Source organism: Hyphomicrobium sp., from assembly GCF_019753045.1.
Lineage (GTDB): Bacteria > Pseudomonadota > Alphaproteobacteria > Rhizobiales > Hyphomicrobiaceae > Hyphomicrobium_B.
Window position 1 is genome coordinate 338821 of record NZ_JAIELN010000002.1, and the last position, 17909, is coordinate 356729.

The 17909-nt window shown below is 61.3% G+C and carries 16 protein-coding genes; 11 read left to right on the forward strand and 5 right to left on the reverse strand.

From position 1 onward, the window contains the following. The first annotated feature begins 156 nt into the window (after positions 1-156). Positions 157-2739, forward strand: coding sequence for a penicillin-binding protein 1A (locus K2Q04_RS02030; RefSeq protein ID WP_291158544.1), 2583 nt, complete (start codon positions 157-159; stop codon positions 2737-2739). A 128-nt stretch (positions 2740-2867) separates the two neighbouring features. Beyond that, positions 2868-4002 (forward strand): peptide chain release factor 2 gene (gene prfB / locus K2Q04_RS02035; protein ID WP_291158545.1). Its coding sequence is split into 2 segments (ribosomal slippage): positions 2868-2936 and positions 2938-4002, totalling 1134 coding nucleotides; the frame shifts between segments, so codons are not numbered across the junction. Positions 4003-4052: 50 nt separating this feature from the next. On the opposite strand, the gene K2Q04_RS02040 is transcribed toward prfB, so the two are convergent. Together K2Q04_RS02040 and K2Q04_RS02045 are read right to left on the reverse strand one after the other, a co-directional pair. After that, positions 4053-4379, reverse strand: a complete 327-nt coding sequence (locus K2Q04_RS02040) for a hypothetical protein (RefSeq protein WP_291158547.1) — start codon at positions 4377-4379, stop codon at positions 4053-4055. 151 nt (positions 4380-4530) lie between these two features. Next, a complete protein-coding gene (locus K2Q04_RS02045; protein WP_291158549.1) occupies positions 4531-4962 on the reverse strand; it encodes a helix-turn-helix domain-containing protein in 432 nt (143 codons plus the stop codon). A gap of 127 nt (positions 4963-5089) precedes the next feature. Here K2Q04_RS02045 and K2Q04_RS02050 point away from each other — a divergent pair, with 127 nt between their 5' ends. The 5 genes from K2Q04_RS02050 (at position 5090) to K2Q04_RS02070 (ending at position 9169) form a co-directional block, all read left to right on the forward strand. Further along, on the forward strand, positions 5090-5698 hold the full coding sequence (locus K2Q04_RS02050) for an FMN-dependent NADH-azoreductase (protein ID WP_291158551.1): 609 nt from the start codon (positions 5090-5092) through the stop codon (positions 5696-5698). Positions 5699-5813: 115 nt separating this feature from the next. Beyond that, positions 5814-6755 carry a class I SAM-dependent methyltransferase gene (locus K2Q04_RS02055; protein WP_291158553.1) on the forward strand — a complete coding sequence of 314 codons (942 nt, stop codon included), beginning with the start codon at positions 5814-5816 and terminating at the stop codon, positions 6753-6755. Next, positions 6752-7561, forward strand: a complete 810-nt coding sequence (locus K2Q04_RS02060) for an RNA methyltransferase (RefSeq protein WP_291158555.1) — start codon at positions 6752-6754, stop codon at positions 7559-7561. The genes K2Q04_RS02055 and K2Q04_RS02060 overlap by 4 nt, the downstream gene beginning before the upstream one ends. A 1-nt stretch (position 7562) precedes the next feature. Then, on the forward strand, positions 7563-8501 hold the full coding sequence (locus K2Q04_RS02065) for a 50S ribosomal protein L11 methyltransferase (RefSeq protein ID WP_291158557.1): 939 nt from the start codon (positions 7563-7565) through the stop codon (positions 8499-8501). Positions 8502-8572: 71 nt separating this feature from the next. Then, the gene (locus K2Q04_RS02070) at positions 8573-9169 is read left to right on the forward strand and encodes an NnrU family protein (RefSeq protein WP_291158559.1); all 597 of its coding nucleotides are present in this window, start codon (positions 8573-8575) and stop codon (positions 9167-9169) included. Here K2Q04_RS02070 and K2Q04_RS02075 read toward each other — a convergent pair. The 3 genes from K2Q04_RS02075 to K2Q04_RS02085 form a co-directional block, all read right to left on the reverse strand. Next, on the reverse strand, positions 9166-9789 hold the full coding sequence (locus tag K2Q04_RS02075; RefSeq protein ID WP_291158561.1) for a hypothetical protein: 624 nt from the start codon (positions 9787-9789) through the stop codon (positions 9166-9168). The genes K2Q04_RS02070 and K2Q04_RS02075 overlap by 4 nt on opposite strands. A 2-nt stretch (positions 9790-9791) precedes the next feature. Beyond that, positions 9792-10925 (reverse strand): exo-alpha-sialidase, encoded by a 1134-nt coding sequence (locus tag K2Q04_RS02080; RefSeq protein WP_291158563.1) that lies wholly within the window; start codon positions 10923-10925, stop codon positions 9792-9794. A gap of 187 nt (positions 10926-11112) precedes the next feature. Next, positions 11113-12828: a L,D-transpeptidase family protein gene (locus K2Q04_RS02085; RefSeq protein WP_291158565.1), complete on the reverse strand. Its 1716-nt coding sequence runs from the start codon at positions 12826-12828 to the stop codon at positions 11113-11115. 360 nt (positions 12829-13188) lie between these two features. On the opposite strand from K2Q04_RS02085, the gene panB reads away from it, so the two are divergent. From panB to der, 4 genes are all read left to right on the forward strand, one after another. Then, positions 13189-14070, forward strand: coding sequence for a 3-methyl-2-oxobutanoate hydroxymethyltransferase (panB, locus tag K2Q04_RS02090; protein ID WP_291158567.1), 882 nt, complete (start codon positions 13189-13191; stop codon positions 14068-14070). 154 nt (positions 14071-14224) lie between these two features. Then, positions 14225-15004 (forward strand): tetratricopeptide repeat protein, encoded by a 780-nt coding sequence (locus K2Q04_RS02095; protein WP_291158569.1) that lies wholly within the window; start codon positions 14225-14227, stop codon positions 15002-15004. A 24-nt stretch (positions 15005-15028) separates the two neighbouring features. Beyond that, positions 15029-16381 (forward strand): PQQ-binding-like beta-propeller repeat protein, encoded by a 1353-nt coding sequence (locus K2Q04_RS02100; RefSeq protein ID WP_291158571.1) that lies wholly within the window; start codon positions 15029-15031, stop codon positions 16379-16381. An 87-nt stretch (positions 16382-16468) separates the two neighbouring features. Continuing rightward, the gene (gene der, locus K2Q04_RS02105; protein WP_291158573.1) at positions 16469-17878 is read left to right on the forward strand and encodes a ribosome biogenesis GTPase Der; all 1410 of its coding nucleotides are present in this window, start codon (positions 16469-16471) and stop codon (positions 17876-17878) included. Positions 17879-17909 lie beyond the last annotated feature (31 nt).

Here is a 17909-nt window from a genome sequence, read left to right on the forward strand (position 1 = left end):
CCGCCGGGACGGGGGAACGGACGACGTGCTGCCACATTCCGTGCTAATGTGCGCAGCCTCTGAGGGTATTGTCATTGTTGCGGTGCGGCAATAGACGTAGCCCCCGACCCATCGATAAAACTAAGCCAGCGCCAGACTGACGGAATTACGAATTTGATGCGTGCGCCAACGCTGCCGCCACCAACAGCGCCTAAGAGAAGAAAGAAGCGGCGGCGGAGCCTGCTGCTCAACTTCCTTGGGTTCGCATTTGGAACCTTCGTCCTGATATTCGTGGCGGGCTCAGCAGGTGCCGGCTTCTTGATTTGGCAAGCCTCGCGCGATCTGCCCGATTACGAGAGCTTGTCGAAGTACGAGCCCCCGGTCATGACGCGCATCCACGCCCATGACGGATCGCTGATATCGGAGTTTGCCCGCGAGCGGCGCATCTTCGTCCCGATCAACACCGTCCCGAAGCGCGTCCTGGGTGCTTTCCTCTCGGCCGAGGACCGCCGCTTCTATGAGCATGGCGGCGTCGACCTTCAGGGCATTCTGCGCGCGGTCTACGCGGCCATCGAATCCAAGGTCCACGGCTCCAACAAGCGAGCCCAGGGCGCATCCACGATCACCCAGCAGGTCGCAAAGAACTTCCTGCTGACCAACGAGCGGTCGATCGAGCGCAAAATCAAAGAGGCGATCCTCGCGGTCCGCATCGAGGGCGCCTATTCGAAGGATCGCATTCTCGAACTTTATCTGAACGAGATCTTCCTCGGAATGAACTCGTACGGCGTCGGCGCCGCCGCGCTCACCTATTTCAACAAAGAGCTGAAAGACCTCGATATCGAGGAAGCCGCCTACCTCGCAGCGCTTCCCAAGGCCCCGAACAATTACCACCCGTTCCGCCAGAAGGAAAAGGCGACCGAGCGGCGGAATTGGATCATCGGGCAGATGGCCGAGAACGGCTACATCACCAAGGAAGAAGCCGAAGCTGCCCGAAAGAAGCCGCTCGTCGTCAACCTGCGCCCGAACGCGGTGCATATCTCGACGGCCGAATTCTTCGCCGAGGAAGTGCGCCGTTCGCTTCTCGCAAAGTACGGCGAGGACAAGCTTTACGGTGGCGGCTTGTCCGTCCGCACGACGCTCGATCCGCAACTGCAGCAATATGCCAAGAAGGCGCTGATCAACGGTCTCGTGAAGTTCGACCGGACTCAAGGTTATCGCGGACCCGTCTCGAAGATCGATATCTCTGGTGACTGGGGTGTCGCGCTCGGCAAGATCCCGAGCCCGTCCGACATTCAGCCGTGGCGTCTCGGCGTCGTGCTGGAAACGCAAAAGACGAAGGCTATCATCGGCTTCAAGCCGGCGCGCCAGCAGGATGCGACGCTCGTCAAAGACCGCGAGGCGGTTGAAGTCTCGCTGGACGAGATGAAATGGGCGGCCAAGCGTCCGGGCGCCAAGAAGATCGACGCCAAATCAACCGCCGACATCTTGAAACTCGGCGACGTCGTCTATGTTGCGCCAAAGGATCCCAACAACATCCAGGGCGCCTGGTCGCTGATGCAAATTCCGGAGGTCGGCGGCGGCCTCGTCGCAATGGACCCCTACACCGGACGCGTCCTCGCAGTGGCGGGCGGCTTCTCCTACGACATGAGCCAGTTCGACCGGGTCATTCAGGCGAAGCGTCAGCCTGGATCGTCGTTCAAGCCCTTCGTCTATGCCTCGGCAATTGACAACGGATATAAGCCGACGTCGATCATTCTGGACGCGCCGATCGAAATCGATCAGGGCCCCGGCCAGGATGTCTGGCGGCCGAAGAACTACGAGACGAACGCGACAACGGGCCCCGAAACGCTTCGCTTCGGTATCGAGCATTCGCGCAACCAGATGACCGCGCGTCTCGCACAAGACCTCGGCATGCCCGTCATCACCGAATACGCGAGACGCTTCGGCATCTACGACGATCTTCTGCCGGTGCTCTCCATGTCGCTCGGCGCGGGCGAGACCACGCTCCTTCGCATGGCGACGGCCTATTGCATGCTGGCGAACGGCGGCAAGGAAGTCACCTCGACCCTCATCGACCGAATTCAGGATCGCTATGGCCGCACGATTTGGCGGCATGACGAGCGCCAGTGCATGGGCTGCATGGCTGATCGGTGGGCCGGACAGCCCGAACCGGAACTGGTCGATGGCCGTCGTCAGATCATCGATCCGCACACTGCGTATCAAATGACCAGCATCCTCGAAGGCGTCGTTCAGCGCGGCACGGCAACGGTTCTGAAGTCTCTCAATCGTCCGATCGCCGGCAAGACCGGCACGACCAACGAAGAAAAGGATGTGTGGTTCCTTGGCTATACGCCGACGATGGTCGTCGGCGTTTTCGTTGGTTACGACACACCGAAGCCGCTCGGAAAAGGCAACACGGGCGGTGCCATTGCGGCCCCGATGTTCGGCGAGTTCGTGCAGGATGCGCTGGGGGCGACCCCGGCCGCACCGTTCCGCGTGCCGCCCGGCATCAAGTTCGTGCGCATCAATCCGAAAACCGGACTGCGAGCCTCGGCCGACGACCCAAGTTCCATCATGGAAGCGTTCAAGCCCGACGAAGAGCCGGACGACGCTTACGCTATGATCGGGATTGCGAATGCAACTGCCGACGCTTCGCCCCCGCCGGCTCCGCCGCCGCCTTTCGGGGATCGGATGGCGCGCCCCGCACCGTCTCCCTCCCGGCCGGATAGCGGAACGCTTTCCCCGAATGGAATGTGGTAGTTAAACGTTGCGCCGATTGCCGCGCAGCGTCCGCCATCGTTTACAGCGCCGCCGCACATCTCTATAGGTCCGCACCTGTTTTTCGATCCATCACTTTTCGCCGGCGCGAGCCGGTCCCGGAGGCCGCTATGCGCGCTGAAGCGCAAAAACTTTCCGATGGCATCGAGGAGGCGTTTGCCCTCCTGAGGAGGTCTCTTTGACTGGGAGACGGCCGAAGACCGTCTCGCCTCGCTGAACGCGAAAGCTGAAGACCCCAATCTCTGGACTGACGCGAAGAACGCTCAGAAGGTCATGCGCCAGCGGCAATCGCTCGAGCGCGCTGTAACTGAGTTCAAGCGCCTCCAGCGCGACTATGAAGATGCGCTGTTTCTGATCGAGCTCGGAGAGACCGAGAACGACGAAGACAGCGTGCGCGAAGGCGAAACTGCGTTGAAGCGCATCGATCACGAGGCGCAGCGCCGGTCGATCGAGGCGATGCTGTCGGGCGAAGCCGACGCGATGAATACCTACATCGAAGTTCACGCCGGTGCGGGCGGCACCGAAAGCCAAGACTGGGCGTCGATGCTCGCACGCATGTACGTCCGCTGGGCCGAACGGCGCGGATACAAGGTGAAGCTGATCGACGAGAGCCCCGGTGAAGAAGCGGGCATCAAGTCCGCAACGTTCGAGATCGAAGGCGAAAACGCCTACGGCTGGCTGAAGACGGAAGCGGGCGTCCATCGCCTTGTGCGCATCTCGCCGTTTGACTCGAACGCGCGCCGGCATACGAGCTTTGCTTCCGTCACCGTCTATCCGGTGATCGACGACACGATCGACATTGAGGTCAATCCGGCGGACGTCGACATTTCATTCGCGCGTTCGTCCGGCGCCGGCGGTCAGCACGTCAACAGAACGGAATCTGCCGTCCGCCTCGTCCATAAGCCGTCGGGCATCGTCATCTTTGCCCAGGAACAGCGTTCGCAGCACCAGAACAAGGATATCGCGTTCAAGCGCCTCAAGGCTCGCCTGTACGAAATGGAGCTGAAGAGACGTGAAGCGAAGGCAAACGCCGAGCAGGCCGCGAAGACGGATATCGGTTGGGGCCATCAGATCCGGTCGTACGTCCTGCAGCCGTATCAGCTTGTGAAGGACTTGCGGACCGGCGCCCAGTCGACGAACCCGGACGAAGTTCTCGACGGCGATATCGATCCCTTCATTGAGGCGGCTCTCTCGCAGCGCATCAAGGGCGGCGGAGAAGCTGTCACAGTCGAAGATCTCGAGTAGCCGCTAACGTCCGGTGCGGCTACTCGTCGATGGGTCGCGCGTTTCAGCTCTTAGTTGCGTTCGCGAAGGAGCGGCGTGTTGAAAGGTGTGGCCGGCTCGTTCGACGAGTTCTGCGACGACGAGAAATTAAAAGCAGACCCAGAGCCGACGCCAGCACCGAGAGAGCCCCGCCAGTTTGAACTGGGATCAGTGCTGGATTGAGTGGAGCCGGAGGCGAACGGAGACAGCAGCGCGGACGCCTCGTCCGGATCCTGATACCGTGCTGAGCCATCAGCATTCGTTCCGCCGATCGACGTCGTTTCGAAAGCTTGCGCTCCGGCGGCGGACAAGATCATCGACAGAAAGACCGCGGCCGCAATACCTCGATCAAATCGCATTAAGAACCCTCCAGCATCGTCACGTGACGCGCACCCTAGTGTTTCCGGCTATCTGCAATTTGCGGAGGGATCTAGGCCAACTTGTTGTTTTTGAAACGGTGTTGCATCAGTACTACACTAACCGATGCATACGTCATGCGTAGGCGCATCTTCAGGATGCGCTGCGCCAAAGACCCGGCAGCCGTCGTTTGATCGCGGTCTTTGTCGCGCTGCCGTTCTCGGCCCGAGCATCGAATTCGGCTCGTGCCTGCTCGACTGTCCCCCGATTTTCAATGGCCCACTGACTGAGCGGCCCGAGAATGCAGATGAGGGTCCGGCCGAGGTCGGTCAATTCGTAATCAACGCGCGGCGGAATGGTCGGATAGACGGTGCGTGTGACGAGGCCATCGCGTTCGAGGCCCCGAAGCGTCAGCGTCAGCATCCGCTGCGAAATACTTCCGACGGACCGGCGGATCTCGTTGAAACGCATCGGCCCGTTCGACAAGAGGCCGACCACGTAGACCGTCCATTTGTCGCCGATCCGCGCCAGGACGTCCGCGACGGCGCGGCAGTTTTCGGTTCCTTCTTTGATACCGGCTTCCAAAAAAGTGCCTCCTTGCGCGGCTTTCGCCAGTGAACATTTTAGCGTTGGTCACAAAATGTGACTGGCTGAGGCGCGTGTCAACCATCGCTCCCAGTCTCCGTCAAACCGCAGGATGGAGATCCAACACATGAAGCTTTTGCATGTCGATTCGAGCATTCTCGGCCCGGGCTCGGTAAGCCGCCAGCTCTCGGCAGAGATCGTCGCCGCCGAGAGCCGGCTGCATCAGGGCCTTGAAGTCGTCTACCGTGACCTGGGACGCGAGCCGGTCGGGCATCTCTCGGGCGCCCATCTTGCTGCCGGCCAGGGTGCTGTCCCGGAAGCTCAGCCGCTTCGTCAGGACGTCGCGGCCGGTCAAGCGGCCCTCGAAGAGTTCCTGGCGGCCGACATCGTCGTAGTTGGCGCTCCGATGTACAACTTCGCCATTCCGAGCCAGCTGAAAGCCTGGATCGACCGCCTTGCGGTCGCGGGCAAAACCTTCCGCTACACCGACAAGGGCTCTGAAGGCCTGGCAGGGGGCAAGAAAGTGATCATCGCTTCGTCGCGCGGCGGATTCTACGGCCCGCAGACGCCGATTGCGTTCCTCGATCACCAGGAAACCTACCTGCGCAATATCTTCGGCTTCTTCGGGATCACGGACGTGACCTTCATTCGCGCCGAAGGCATTGCCCTTGGTCCCGACCAGCGCGCCAAGTCCATCGAGGCCGCCCAATCGACCATCGCCGGCCTCGCGGCATGATGAACTCAAAGGGCGGAGATACGAGCGATCTCCGCCTGACCCTGGTTTGATTTCTCGACATAAGCGACATTCGTGTTAAAGCGCGGTCCGATGTTTCCTTCGAAAACCGCCCCCGATGTCACCGCTCCATAACCTGCACCTCATCACGTCCGACGGATTTCCCGATTACGCGCTGCTCGATAGCGGGCTGGGGCGGAAGCTCGAACGCTTCGGAAAAATCGTCGTCGATCGTCCGGAGCCGCAGGCGCTCTGGCAGCCCAAGCGCGGGAAATCTGAGTGGGCCAAGGCGAACGCCGTCTTTTCCGCATCCGGCGAGGACGACGAGAAAGGCAAATGGCGGATCGACAAGCCCGTGCCCGACGCTTGGCCTGTCAGACTCGCATTGCCGCGCTCGCCGAAATCGGACAACGCCAAAGGCGGAACGCACGGCGTAACGATGCTGTGCAAGCTCGCAGGCCTTTGGCACCTTGGGCTCTTCCCCGAGCAGGAGCCGCATTGGCGCTGGATGCTCGATCACCTGGCGAGCGTGAAGGGCGAGACGCCCCGCGTCCTCAACCTCTTCGGCTATACGGGCGCAGCTTCGCTCCTCGCCGCCGAAGCCGGAGCCGAGGTCACTCATGTCGACGCGTCGAAAAAAGCCATCCAGTGGGGCAAGGAAAACCAGGAAGCGTCGAAGCTCGGCGCCGCGAAAATTCGCTGGCTCCTTGATGACGCCGCGAAGTTCGCCGCGCGCGATGTCCGTCGCGGCAAGACCTACCACATGATCATCGTCGACCCTCCGAAGTTCGGGCGCGGCCCCGAAGGCGAAATCTGGGATCTCTTCCAGAACCTGCCGGCGCTGCTCGGTGATCTTGCGAAGCTCCTCGCGCCTCAGAATGCCGCGATGGTGCTGACGATCTACGCCATCCGCGCATCGTCGCTCGCCTTCGATCAGCTGATGCGCGAACGATTGAACGGACGGAAGGGCGAATTCGACAGCGGTGAATTGGCGATCCGCTCAGAGGCCGGCCCGCTCGTGCCGACGTCGCTCTTCGTGCGCTGGAAACAGAACGCATGAACGAGCCGAAGATCATCACCAGCCTGACGAACGACCGGATCAAAGCCATCCGCGCGCTCGACATGCGCAAGGTTCGCAAGGAGACGGGGCTCTTCGTCGCCGAAGGCACGTCGCTGCTGGTGACGGCTCGCGACAACGGCTTCGTGCCGGAAACGCTCGTCTATCAATCGGGCACCGCAGCGAGCGGCATCGCGCGCGGCCTTGTCCGGCATGCGCTCGATGCGGGCGCTGAAGTGCTCGAAGTTTCCGAAGCCGTGCTCGGCAAGCTTGCGTCGAAGGACAATCCGCAAACGCTGCTCGGCGTCTACCGTCAGCGTTTTGTCGAACCTCCCGATCCCGCCAAGCTTGGCCAGGAGACGTGGCTCGCGCTCGAAGAAGTGCGCGATCCGGGCAACCTCGGCACGATCATTCGCACGGCGGATGCGGTCGGCTGTTCGGGCGTCATTCTCGTCGGCACGACATGCGACCCTTACGCCATAGAGGCAATCCGCGCGACGATGGGCTCCATCTTCGCCGTCCCCGTCGTCAAGATGGATCAGCAGGCATTCGTCACGTTGGCGCGGTCTTGGCCGGGCGACGTCATCGGAACGCACCTTGCTGCACGCGAGGATTTCCGCAAAGTCGAATATAAGAATCCGGTGCTGTTGGTGATGGGCGGCGAAGGTCCGGGCCTCTCTCCCGGCGCGGCATCCTCATGCACGAACCTCGTCAAAATCCCCATGGCCGGCGATCTGGATTCCCTCAATCTCGCCATCGCAACCGCACTGATGCTCTATCAGATCCGCGGCCCACATTTGAAGCTCTGACATGCGCATCGAATATCATCGCACGCTGATCGCCGATCAGGTCCGCAACGAAGCGTTCTTCGCAGCGCTGAAGGCCGTCATTGTGCCCGGTAAATCGGTCGTCGCGGACATCGGCGCAGGTACCGGCCTGCTTGGTCTGATGGCGTCGAAGCTCGGAGCCCGCGAAGTTTTTCTGTTCGAGACCGCTGAGGTCGCGGGCGTCGCGGCGGCTGTTCTGAAGGCGAACAAGGCCAAGCACTGCCATCTGATCCCGTGCCACTCGACGGAGTTTCAGGACAAGCTCGCGGTCGACATCATCGTCTCGGAAACGCTCGGCAACTACGCGCTCGAAGAAAATATCATCGCGACGCTCGCCGATGCGCGCCAGCGCTTCCTGAAACCGGGCGGCCACGTCATTCCCGATGGAATAATTCAGTACGTCGCCCCGGTCGTGACGCCGCGCATCGATGAAGAACTTCGGGCCTGGGGACGCGTCGGTCACGGCCTCGATCTCGCCGTCGCGCAGACGATGTCGCTGAACAACGCCTACGTCCGCCATTTGCAGCCGGACGAAATTCTCGACGGTTGCCGAAGCGCGATGGTGTGGGATGAGGTCGACCTGACGACCGAAACGAAATCGAAACGGCGCGGCGATGCCGAGTGGCGTTTTCCGCGTCCAGCGAAAATCTACGGCTTTGCGACGTGGTGGAAAGTCGAGCTGGTCCCCGGCATCGGATTTTCGACGGGACCTTTGTCGCCGCGCACCCATTGGGAACAACTGTACTTCCCGCTGCTGGCGCCGATCGAAGCCCGCCCAAGCGACGTCGTCTCGATAGATCTGCGCTCCAGTTCGTCCGAGGAAGGCGGTACTGACCTCGGGTGGACCGCCGTTCATAAAAGCCCGGAAGGCAAGGTCATCGCGCGCCAGGCCCTCGAGCTCGACAAAGGCTATATCCCCTGATCGCGGCGCGCTTGGTGCTGGCCCTTTTTTGATGCTATGCGGGCAAGCCAATTTGAGGGAGCGCGCACGCCATGATGGTCTTGATCGTTGGATTGATTTTATTCCTGGGCGTTCATCTCATTCCGACGCAACCCGAACTTCGCGATGGCCTGAAAGAGCGCATCGGCGAGGGGCCGTATAAAATCCTCTTCTCGCTGTTGTCGCTCGTGGGGCTCGTCGTCATCGTGCTCGGCTTCCACAAGCTGCAGCTCCATCCGGGGAAAAATCCCATTCTGTGGGAACCGCCGGTCTGGACGCGCCACCTCGCCGTGGCCTTGATGCTGCCGGCAATGATTCTGCTCGTAGCGTCGCTCATCCCGTCGCGGATCCGCACGGCGACCCGCCATCCGATGCTTGTTGCGATCAAGATCTGGGCACTCGCGCACTTGCTCGCGAATGGCGATCTCGCCTCGCTTCTGCTTTTCGGGTCGTTCCTGGCGTTCGCTGTTTACGACCGCATCTCGGTGAAGAAGCGTGGTGCTGCGGGACCGCTCGGAACGGCGGCTCCGGCCAGTGCGCTCAATGACGTTCTCGTCATCGTCATCGGGCTGGCGCTCTACGCATGGATACTGCTCGTCGGCCATCAATGGCTGATCGGTGTTGCGCCGATGCCGGGACTTACAGCCTAAGCCGGGGCCAATACCTTTTTCGCGCTGACGCGCACGACGAGAAATCGAATGGCGATCGCAATCCACGTTGCGGTCGCGATGATCCAGGCAACCGGATCGACGACATAGTCCCAGAGATTGAGGCTTTGTCGCGTGCCGAATAGAAACACCAGGATCGCCGCGTTCAGCGCCAGCGCGGTGATGAAATACCCGCGGTAGATCGCGTACACGAGAACGACCGCAACCGCGGCCGGCAACAGATATCCGCTATAGCCGAGCACGTAGCTATCGTAGTCGAAAAAGCCCACCGCGGCGGGATAAAGTACAAGCCCGGCAACGGCGAGCATCAGCGTCCCGAAGCGGAATTCCGCTGATGTTACGAGCGGCCGATTCATGATTGTCGCAATCGCCACAACAACGAGCAGCAGAAGTCCCGGCGGCGACGGCCGCTCCACCGCAGACGCGGTCCACTCGAAAGCGGATCGCGTCGAGATTGCGATGAGCAGCGCGCCAATTACGCCCGCGATCCCAAAAGCCGTGCGCCACGCCGGAGATTTGGTGACGAAGCCCGCAACCGCCGCCGACAAAATGAAGATCAAGAGCACGGCGCTCGATCGGTTGAGAAAAAAATCGAGGGTCATTGTCATTGTCCCGCCGCCGGAGGTTGCGCGCCCCGTTGCACCCAGGCACTCGAAAACCGGACGTGATTGATGGATTTTATCGGTCGCGAATAGACGACATCGAACTGGCCGGGCGCGGACGCGATAAGATACGGGTACGTCACTGTGCTCTTCTTGATCCCGGCATCCATCTGCGCGACGACGCCGACGCGTTGATAGGTTTTCCCTTCGAGATCGGTGAGCGCGAGCGTGATGTTGCGCTCGATCTCAGGATCGTCGTTGAACGCCATGAGGATGTGGGAAGAGTCGTATCGTATCGCCGATATCGGTCCGCCAGGGTTCGGAAGATCGATCGGCGCCGGTGGTGTCCAGGTCTGGCCGCCATCCGCCGTTCGGGTGATCAGGATGCTTTTGGGGTGCCTCAGTCGCCGCACGAAGGCGATGGCCGTCGACGGACCCGTTGGCACGATGGACGGCTGATATCCGACCTTTCCGCCGTGCCCCATGCGTCGCCGGTCAACGACGCGCCCGCTTTGGTCGAGCACGAGCAAGACAGGATATTTCCGGCTCATCTCGTGATACGCGGGAAGGCCAATCCGGCCGTCGGAAAAAAGTATCGGAACCGACTTCGTCAGATGCGACATGTTCAAGAAAGGTGACGCATAAAGCCGCTCCGCCGGGCCCCAGGTTTGCCCGTTGTCGAGGCTGCGTATCAGCCCGATCTCGCAGGTTGCCCAGCCGCTGAGCCTGGAAGCTGCGAAGAACAGCCAGATTTCGTTCGCGGAGCGCCGGAAAGAAACCGGGTTGGCGACCGACTTGATCGTGATGCCGAAGTCGTGGCTGACCCGGGTGCTCGTCGTTATGACGGCGTTCGGCGACCAGCGCGAACCGTCGAAGCGCGATGAAACGAGTTCGCCATCCACGGCGCCTTCGTAGGTCGCGCTATACCAAGTGGCGAGAAGCCCGTCTGGAGTGGCGATGACCGAAGCCCCATGGACGAATTTTTTCTGGTCCGCCGGTGTGATGATTTCGGCTTGGGTCTCGAGAGGCCCGCGCACCGGCGTTTCAGGAACGTTGACCGCGAATGTCCACGGCTCGCTTCGCGGTGACATCTTGTTGAGTAGAAGGGCGACGAGAACGGCCGAGCAAAGAAGCATTGCCCACGTCGCCCAAGTTCCCCACGCAAGGGCCTTCGTTCCGGCATTTTTCAGCAAAAGTTGTGTCCCCGCCGGAGTGTTCAAGTTCGGGGGGTATAGCTGTAGTAAGCCCCCCGTTCAACGACACTGAAACGATAGTGAACTCGAATGCCGTCGCGGGTTCAAAAAAAAATCCGCGGCAGTGTGGTTATCGCGTCATCACGACGAATTCCGTGCCGTTTCCGTTTTCGTGCAGCGGCAGCTCGCCGTCGGAAACGATCAGTGACGAACCGGGCCGTGCAAGCTCTGTAATCGTCGCAAGTATATCGTCGGGGATCGTGAAGGCGCTGAGCGCCTCGGTCGCCATTTGCACATTGAGCGCGCGTCCTTGCGCAAGCGCCGTCCTGCTGCGCTTTTTCTTGCCATCTTCGAACGGCTGTCCCGCAACCGGCGTTTGGGCGCTGACCAGCCTCCAATCGAAAGTATTGGGATCGGTGCTGTACCGCATGGCGGTGAACACGTGCGTTCCGACCCTGTGCGGCAGAGGTGTGACTGTGATCGGCGCCTCGAGAAGCGGATCGATCCCCTGGCGGATATAGAGCCGCTGAGCGCGAAGACTGATCAGAACCGAAACCGGTTTGGATCGGAGCCGCATTTCCTTGTTGGCGTCAGAGAGCGCGGCCTGCGCCGACGTAAGATCCGATTGGGCATCGCGCAGCACGTCAGCCGCCGTATCGCGAGCCGTCTGCGCTGCGGAATAACCAGCCTGTACTTCCGCGAAGCTCATCTCGCCCTGAGCTGCTTGGGCCCGCGCCCGATCGGCTTCGATCGTCTGATCGAGCAATGCCTCTTCGAGCGCACTTTCGCGATCAAGGGCGATGCTCGCATCGGCGGATGCCAGCTGCAGCGTTGTGGTCGTACCCGACATGTACGCGGCGAATGCCTTTATCGCGTCCTGCTGGCGCGCCTCCGCAGCCTTGAGGTTTTCGCGGAGCGGCTCGACCACGCGCCGCGCCGCTTCATAGCGCTGGCTCGGACCGTCGAATTCCTTCGCCGTGGCGGTGGCCCGTTCTTGCGCTGTTGCGAGCGCCGCCTCTGCGGTCTTGAGCGATGCTCGCGCGCGATCAAGCTTCTCCTGCATGATCTGATCGGCTTCGGCGCGCGTCGTCGGACGGCGCTGCGGATCGCGCGGCATGTCCGCGACCGCTCTGATGAGTGCAGGGGAGACGCCGATGAACAGTGGCAATTCTTGCAAAGCGTCGGATGTCGAGCTGTCGTCCGGCTGGTCGTTCACGGCGAGCTGTGCCGGCTTCGACCGATCGGATTTCATCGCCGATGCTTCGTCGGCGGGAAGTGGCTTGAACAGTTTTGGGCTGTCGAAGGCGATCGGTTCGACTTCTTCAGACGCCACGACGACGCGGGTGCCGAGTTTGGTGAGGCCGTAAAGCTTCTTCGAGAAAGCAAAGGGAAGGCGAATGCAGCCGTGCGAAGCGGGGAAGCCTGGAATGTCACCCGCATGAAACGCTATGCCCGACCACGTGATGCGCTCCTGATAAGGCATCGACGCGCCGGAATAGATGTTGCTGGTATGGTAGACATTCTTTTCGAGGATCGAGAACACACCTGTCGGTGTCTCGAAGCCTGGACGGCCGGATGAGATGCGAGACGATGCGATTTCGCCGTTCGCGTCATAGACGCGGACCTTCTGCCGCCTGAGCGAAACGACGACCAGAAGCGGAGACGTCGGCGGCGTGATGATCGCAGCTTCGCGGGCGGATTTCAAAATGCCGGATTTGGATTTTGCATCGACCGCAGACGGGCCGACGAACATGCTCAACCCGAAAATGCTCAAAATGAGTGCGCTAATCGCGATGGAGCGCGACGCCGGCGGAACTCTGCCTTTGAACTTGATCGAACGACGCACGCCACCCACCCGACGTGAAATGAACAACACCCGTCAGAGCGCCAAGCATCAGTCAGATAGTTAACCCTCAACTTGCGCTATAAGTTGGCTATCAGAGGCCAGTCAGAAGGCGCAACCACAGTGCCGCACCGCCGATGATTCGGGGGTTGCGATGTGGCGCTAATTCAACGCTTCCGGCGATATTGCGCCATTAACTGTGGATAGTCAGTGGAGAAATTTACCAAACGATTTGGTTTTGAGCGGGCGTCCCTGCTGGCGACAAAGCCCGAGGTTTCGTAAACTGCGTTTCGGCCCGATACGGGTATGAGGCCCTCGTCGGCCCACTTGAGAGATGACGGCGTTACCGCCGATCGGAGTATAATGTCCATTCACGTCAAGCGCCGCCGGCTCATGGCGCCCGATATCGCCGCCCGCAAAGGCGGCGAGCCTATCGTTGCGCTAACGGCCTACCACGCGCACACTGCTGCCATTGCCGATAACCACTGCGATTTCCTGCTCGTGGGCGACAGCCTCGGCATGGTGATGCACGGCTATGAAACGACCGTGCCGGTACCGCTCGAACTGATGATCATGCACGGCCAGGCCGTCGTGAGGGGCTCGAAAAAGGCCCTCGTCGTCGTCGACATGCCGTTTGGCACTTATGAGGAAAGTCCATCCGTCGCGTTTCGCAACGCTGCGAAAGTCATGAAGGAAACCGACTGCGGAGCCGTGAAGCTCGAAGGCGGCAGGCGCATGGCGGAGACGATCCGCTTTCTCGTTGAACGCGGCATTCCGGTAATGGCGCACATCGGCCTCACGCCTCAGTCCGTGAACGTACTCGGCGGCTTCAAGACACAAGGTCGCTCTGTCGAGGACTGGCAGGCGATCGAGGATGACGCGCGCCTGGTCGCAGAGGCTGGAGCGTTCGCCGTCGTTCTTGAAGCCATGACGGCTCCGCTCGCCGAACGCATCACCGACGCCATACCCATCCCGACGGTCGGCATTGGCGCCTCGCCCGGGTGCGACGGTCAAATCCTGGTCATGGAGGACATGCTCGGTCTGTCGCCGAACGTCCCGAAATTCGTCAAGAAATTTGGCGCAATCGGAGCCGCCATCGACCGTGCGATAGCCTCCTATGCCGAAGAGGTTCGCGCCCGGACGTTCCCGGCGCAAGAGCACGTTTACAATCTTAAAAGCCCGGAGACCGAGGCGCCGGTCGACGCCGTCCGAGCCACGAAAAAGCCCAAGACTCCCACCACTTAACTGTATTGGGCTGGGGTTCGGCTACGCTTACACAAAGGAAACTTCGGGCCAGGGCTTGCCCGGAGCGCTCGCTCCGCTATCTATGCCCCGCCAGCCGGGCTGATTGTGAGGATATTCTCCTCAGCTCCGGCGACTGAATGAGGTTTAAGAGTTAATGGCCGACAATAATGACAGTCTGCTCCGCGAGGTCGAGGAAGAACTCCGCCGCGAACAGATGCATAAAATCTGGAAGCGTTACAACGGCCTGATCCTGGGCGGTGCTGTGCTCATCGTACTCGGCGTGGCGGGCTATCAAATGCTCGAACACCATCGGATTACGACCGCCGAGACGGCCGGAGCCGAATTCGCCGCTGCCGAGAACCTGAGCGACCAGAAAAAGAAGGACGACGCGGACAAAGCCTTCAAGGCGATCGCGGAAAGCGGCCCCGCGGGCTACGCAGCCCTCGCAAAGCTGCAACTGGCTGGCGCCCAGGTAAAAGAGGGCAAGACGGCCGATGCAGTTGCAACTTATGATTCGCTTGCGAAGCAGGCGGGCGCAGATGATCTGTTGAAAAGCTTCGCACAGCTGCAGGCAGCCTCCCTACGGATGGCGGATGCGGACTATGACGAAATCCAGAATCGCCTGACACCTCTAACCGCCGAGGGCGCGCCGTTCGCGAACAGCGCCCGCGAGTTGCTCGGCGTAGCTGCATACAAGGCCAAGAAGTTCGATGACGCGCGTAAGTATCTCGAACCTCTTCTCGTCGATCCAAACGTTCCTGGCGATACGCAAGAACGCGTCAAGATCATCATGTCCGGCATAGCCGGCGCTGAAGTTGCTGCGAAGGAACCGCCGGCCGCGACGCCGGCAGTGGCGGCCGAACCAGCCAAGCCGGCCGAGCCTTCGAAGACGGAAGCGCAGCCCGCCGCGGGTGGCACGGCCGATAAGAAGTAAAAACCGCGAAGCGGTGAGGGGAGAATGGGGTTGGGCAACGGGGGATCGCAGACACGTTTCGGCGCGTCATCGCTTTTCGCGCTCGTCGTAACGCTGTTGCTCGGTGGCTGTGCGGGAGACGGTCCGTCTCTCCCCAAGATGAGCGACCTCAATCCCTTCAAGGAAAAGCAGACGCCGTTACCCGGCCGGCGCATCCCCATTGTCGAGACGACGGAAAGCATTTCCGCCAATCTGGCCGATGCGAACGGGCCGATCGTCATCCCGTCGCCGCGCACGAACGATTCATGGGCGCAGCCGGGAGGCGAACCGGGCAATGCACCGGGCAATCTCGCGCTGAACGGTGCCCTGCGTCAGACTTGGAGCGCCAGCGCTGGGGAAGGTTCATCGAAGACCGGCCGTGTCACGGCAAGTCCGATCATATTCGATGGCCGCATTTATACGCTCGACGCGGCAGCGAACGTTGCAGCCTTTTCGCTGTCCGGCAGCAGTGTCTTCAAGATCTCGACGAAGCCTGACACGACCGTTGGCCTTGGCGGCTACGGTGGCGGCCTCGCTGCCGAAAACGGCCGCCTCTACGTCGCAAACGGATATGGCGTAGTCGCCGCTCTCGATCCGGCGACAGGCAAATCGATCTGGACCAAAAGTCTCGACGTTCCCGTGCGCGCCGCGCCGACCGCGTCAGGAGACCGGCTTTACGTCATCACGATCGACGGCAAGTTCTTTTGCTTGAACGGCGTCGACGGAGCGGAAATATGGTCCGCCCGCGGACTGCCGCAAAGCGCGAGCCTGATGACGTCTGCGAGCCCCGCCGTCGACCAGGACGTCGTCGTGGTGCCGTACCCGTCGGGTGACATCATGGCGTTTAAGTTGGCGGACGGCTCGACCGTCTGGACCGAAAATCTGTCCCGCACGCGTCAGACTTCGCAGATAGCCTCGATGAGCGATGTCGCCCGGCCCGCGATCGAGAACGGCACGGTCTTCGCCATCGGCCACGCCGGACGCATGATCGCCACTCACTCCAAAACCGGCGAACGGCAGTGGTCTGCGAACATTCCCGGTTCCGAGCCGCCCTGCGTCGTCGGTGACGCGGTTTACGTCGTCGATACGGGGGGCCGTCTCATGGCTCTAACCCGTAAGGATGGAAAAACGCGCTGGACGACGCAGCTTCCTGCGGCAAAGAGCTATTCCGGGCCCGTCATGGCTGCCGGAACCCTTTGGCTCGTGTCCAGCAAGGGCGACGTCGTTAGCGTTGATGCGGCAACCGGTAAGGTTGGCGGCCAGATGAGCGTCGGCGATACGGTCTATATTCCGCCGATCGTGGCACAGGGGCGCATGTTCGTTTTGACCGATTCGGCAAAACTCATCGCCCTCAACTGAGAATTGGGCTAGGAGGTCTGCGTTGGCTCTCCGCTCGCATGCGGAAAGGCGGCGCTCCCCCAGCAATCAATTCTTTTTGGCTCCCTTTTGAATCGCCCCGCTCAAACTCCCGTCGTTGCAATCGTAGGCCGTCCCAACGTTGGCAAGTCGACCCTGTTCAACCGCCTGACCGGAACGCGCGCCGCGCTCGTCTCCGATCTGCCGGGATTGACGCGCGACCGCCGCGATGGCGTCGCCGAACTCTTCGGAAGAGAAATTCGCCTCGTCGACACCGCAGGCCTCGAAGAGGCGCAGCGCGGTTCGATTGCGGACCGCATGCGCAAACAGTCCGAGCAGGCGATTGCCACGGCCGATCTCATCCTTTTCGTTATCGACGCGCGCGCCGGCGTTACCGGCTCCGACAAGGAATTTGCGCGCATCGCCCGCCAGTCGGGAAAGCCCGTGGTCCTCGTCGCGAACAAAGCCGAAGGCCATAAAGGTACCGACGGCGTGCTCGACGCATTTTCACTGGGGCTGGGTGCGCCAATAGCAATCTCGGCTGAGCACGGCGAAGGCATCGGCGATCTCGCGGACGATGTTCTGAACGCGCTCGGATTGAAGCCGGCGCCGGCTGCCCGGAAGCGGCGATCTGGCGACACCGCAGCGGATGATGAAAAGCCGGCTGAAGAACCGGAGCGCGAAAAGCGCATCCGCGTCGCAATCGTCGGCCGCCCGAACGCCGGGAAGTCGACGCTTGTGAACGCGCTCCTCGGCGAAGACCGGATGATCACTGGCCCCGAGCCCGGGCTGACCCGCGACAGCGTCTCCAGCGATTTCGAATACAAAGGTCAGGCGATCCGGCTGTTCGACACGGCGGGGCTTCGCCGCAAAGCCAAGATCACCGAGACGGCGGAGAAGCTGTCGGCGAGCGACGCCGTCCGCTCCATCCGGTTTGCCGAGGTCGTCGTGCTGTTGATCGACGCCGAACGGCCCTTTGAGCATCAGGACCTGACGATCGGCCACCGCGTCGTCGAGGAAGGCCGTGCGCTCGTTGTTGCGATCAACAAATGGGATCTCGTTCCCGAAAAGCAGAAGACGTTGCGCGAATTGAAGGCCAAGGTCGCCGAAAGCTTGGCTCAGGTTCCGGGCGTTCCGCTTATCGCGATCTCGGCGCGTTCCGAGAGCGGCCTCGATCATCTGATGTCGGCGATCGCAAAAATATACGAAACCTGGAATCGCCGCGTTTCCACGGCGCATCTCAATCGTTGGCTCGAAGGAGCGCTGAGCCGTCACTCGCCGCCGGCGGTGCACGGACGGCGCATCAAGATCCGCTACGTCACGCAGCTGTCGACGCGTCCGCCGACGTTCGTCGCCTTCTCGCAGCGCGCGGAAGCATTGCCGCAGTCGTATGTGAAGTACCTGACGAACTCTCTGCGCGAGACGTTCGATCTTCCCGGTGTTCCTGTTCGCTTCCACCTCCGCAAAAGCGACAACCCCTTCGCTCCCGAGAAGCGGTAGACAGTTCCGCGCAACATCCGTCTGGCAAATT

Coding starts and splice junctions, on each gene's coding strand:
- K2Q04_RS02030 (WP_291158544.1), top strand. CDS start 157: ATGCGTGCGCCAACGCTGCCGCCACCAACAGCGCCTAAGAGAAGAAAG.
- K2Q04_RS02040 (WP_291158547.1), bottom strand. CDS start 4,379: ATGCGATTTGATCGAGGTATTGCGGCCGCGGTCTTTCTGTCGATGATC.
- K2Q04_RS02050 (WP_291158551.1), top strand. CDS start 5,090: ATGAAGCTTTTGCATGTCGATTCGAGCATTCTCGGCCCGGGCTCGGTA.
- K2Q04_RS02055 (WP_291158553.1), top strand. CDS start 5,814: ATGTCACCGCTCCATAACCTGCACCTCATCACGTCCGACGGATTTCCC.
- K2Q04_RS02060 (WP_291158555.1), top strand. CDS start 6,752: ATGAACGAGCCGAAGATCATCACCAGCCTGACGAACGACCGGATCAAA.
- K2Q04_RS02065 (WP_291158557.1), top strand. CDS start 7,563: ATGCGCATCGAATATCATCGCACGCTGATCGCCGATCAGGTCCGCAAC.
- K2Q04_RS02070 (WP_291158559.1), top strand. CDS start 8,573: ATGATGGTCTTGATCGTTGGATTGATTTTATTCCTGGGCGTTCATCTC.
- K2Q04_RS02075 (WP_291158561.1), bottom strand. CDS start 9,789: ATGACCCTCGATTTTTTTCTCAACCGATCGAGCGCCGTGCTCTTGATC.
- K2Q04_RS02080 (WP_291158563.1), bottom strand. CDS start 10,925: ATGCTTCTTTGCTCGGCCGTTCTCGTCGCCCTTCTACTCAACAAGATG.
- panB (WP_291158567.1), top strand. CDS start 13,189: ATGTCCATTCACGTCAAGCGCCGCCGGCTCATGGCGCCCGATATCGCC.
- K2Q04_RS02095 (WP_291158569.1), top strand. CDS start 14,225: ATGGCCGACAATAATGACAGTCTGCTCCGCGAGGTCGAGGAAGAACTC.
- K2Q04_RS02100 (WP_291158571.1), top strand. CDS start 15,029: ATGGGGTTGGGCAACGGGGGATCGCAGACACGTTTCGGCGCGTCATCG.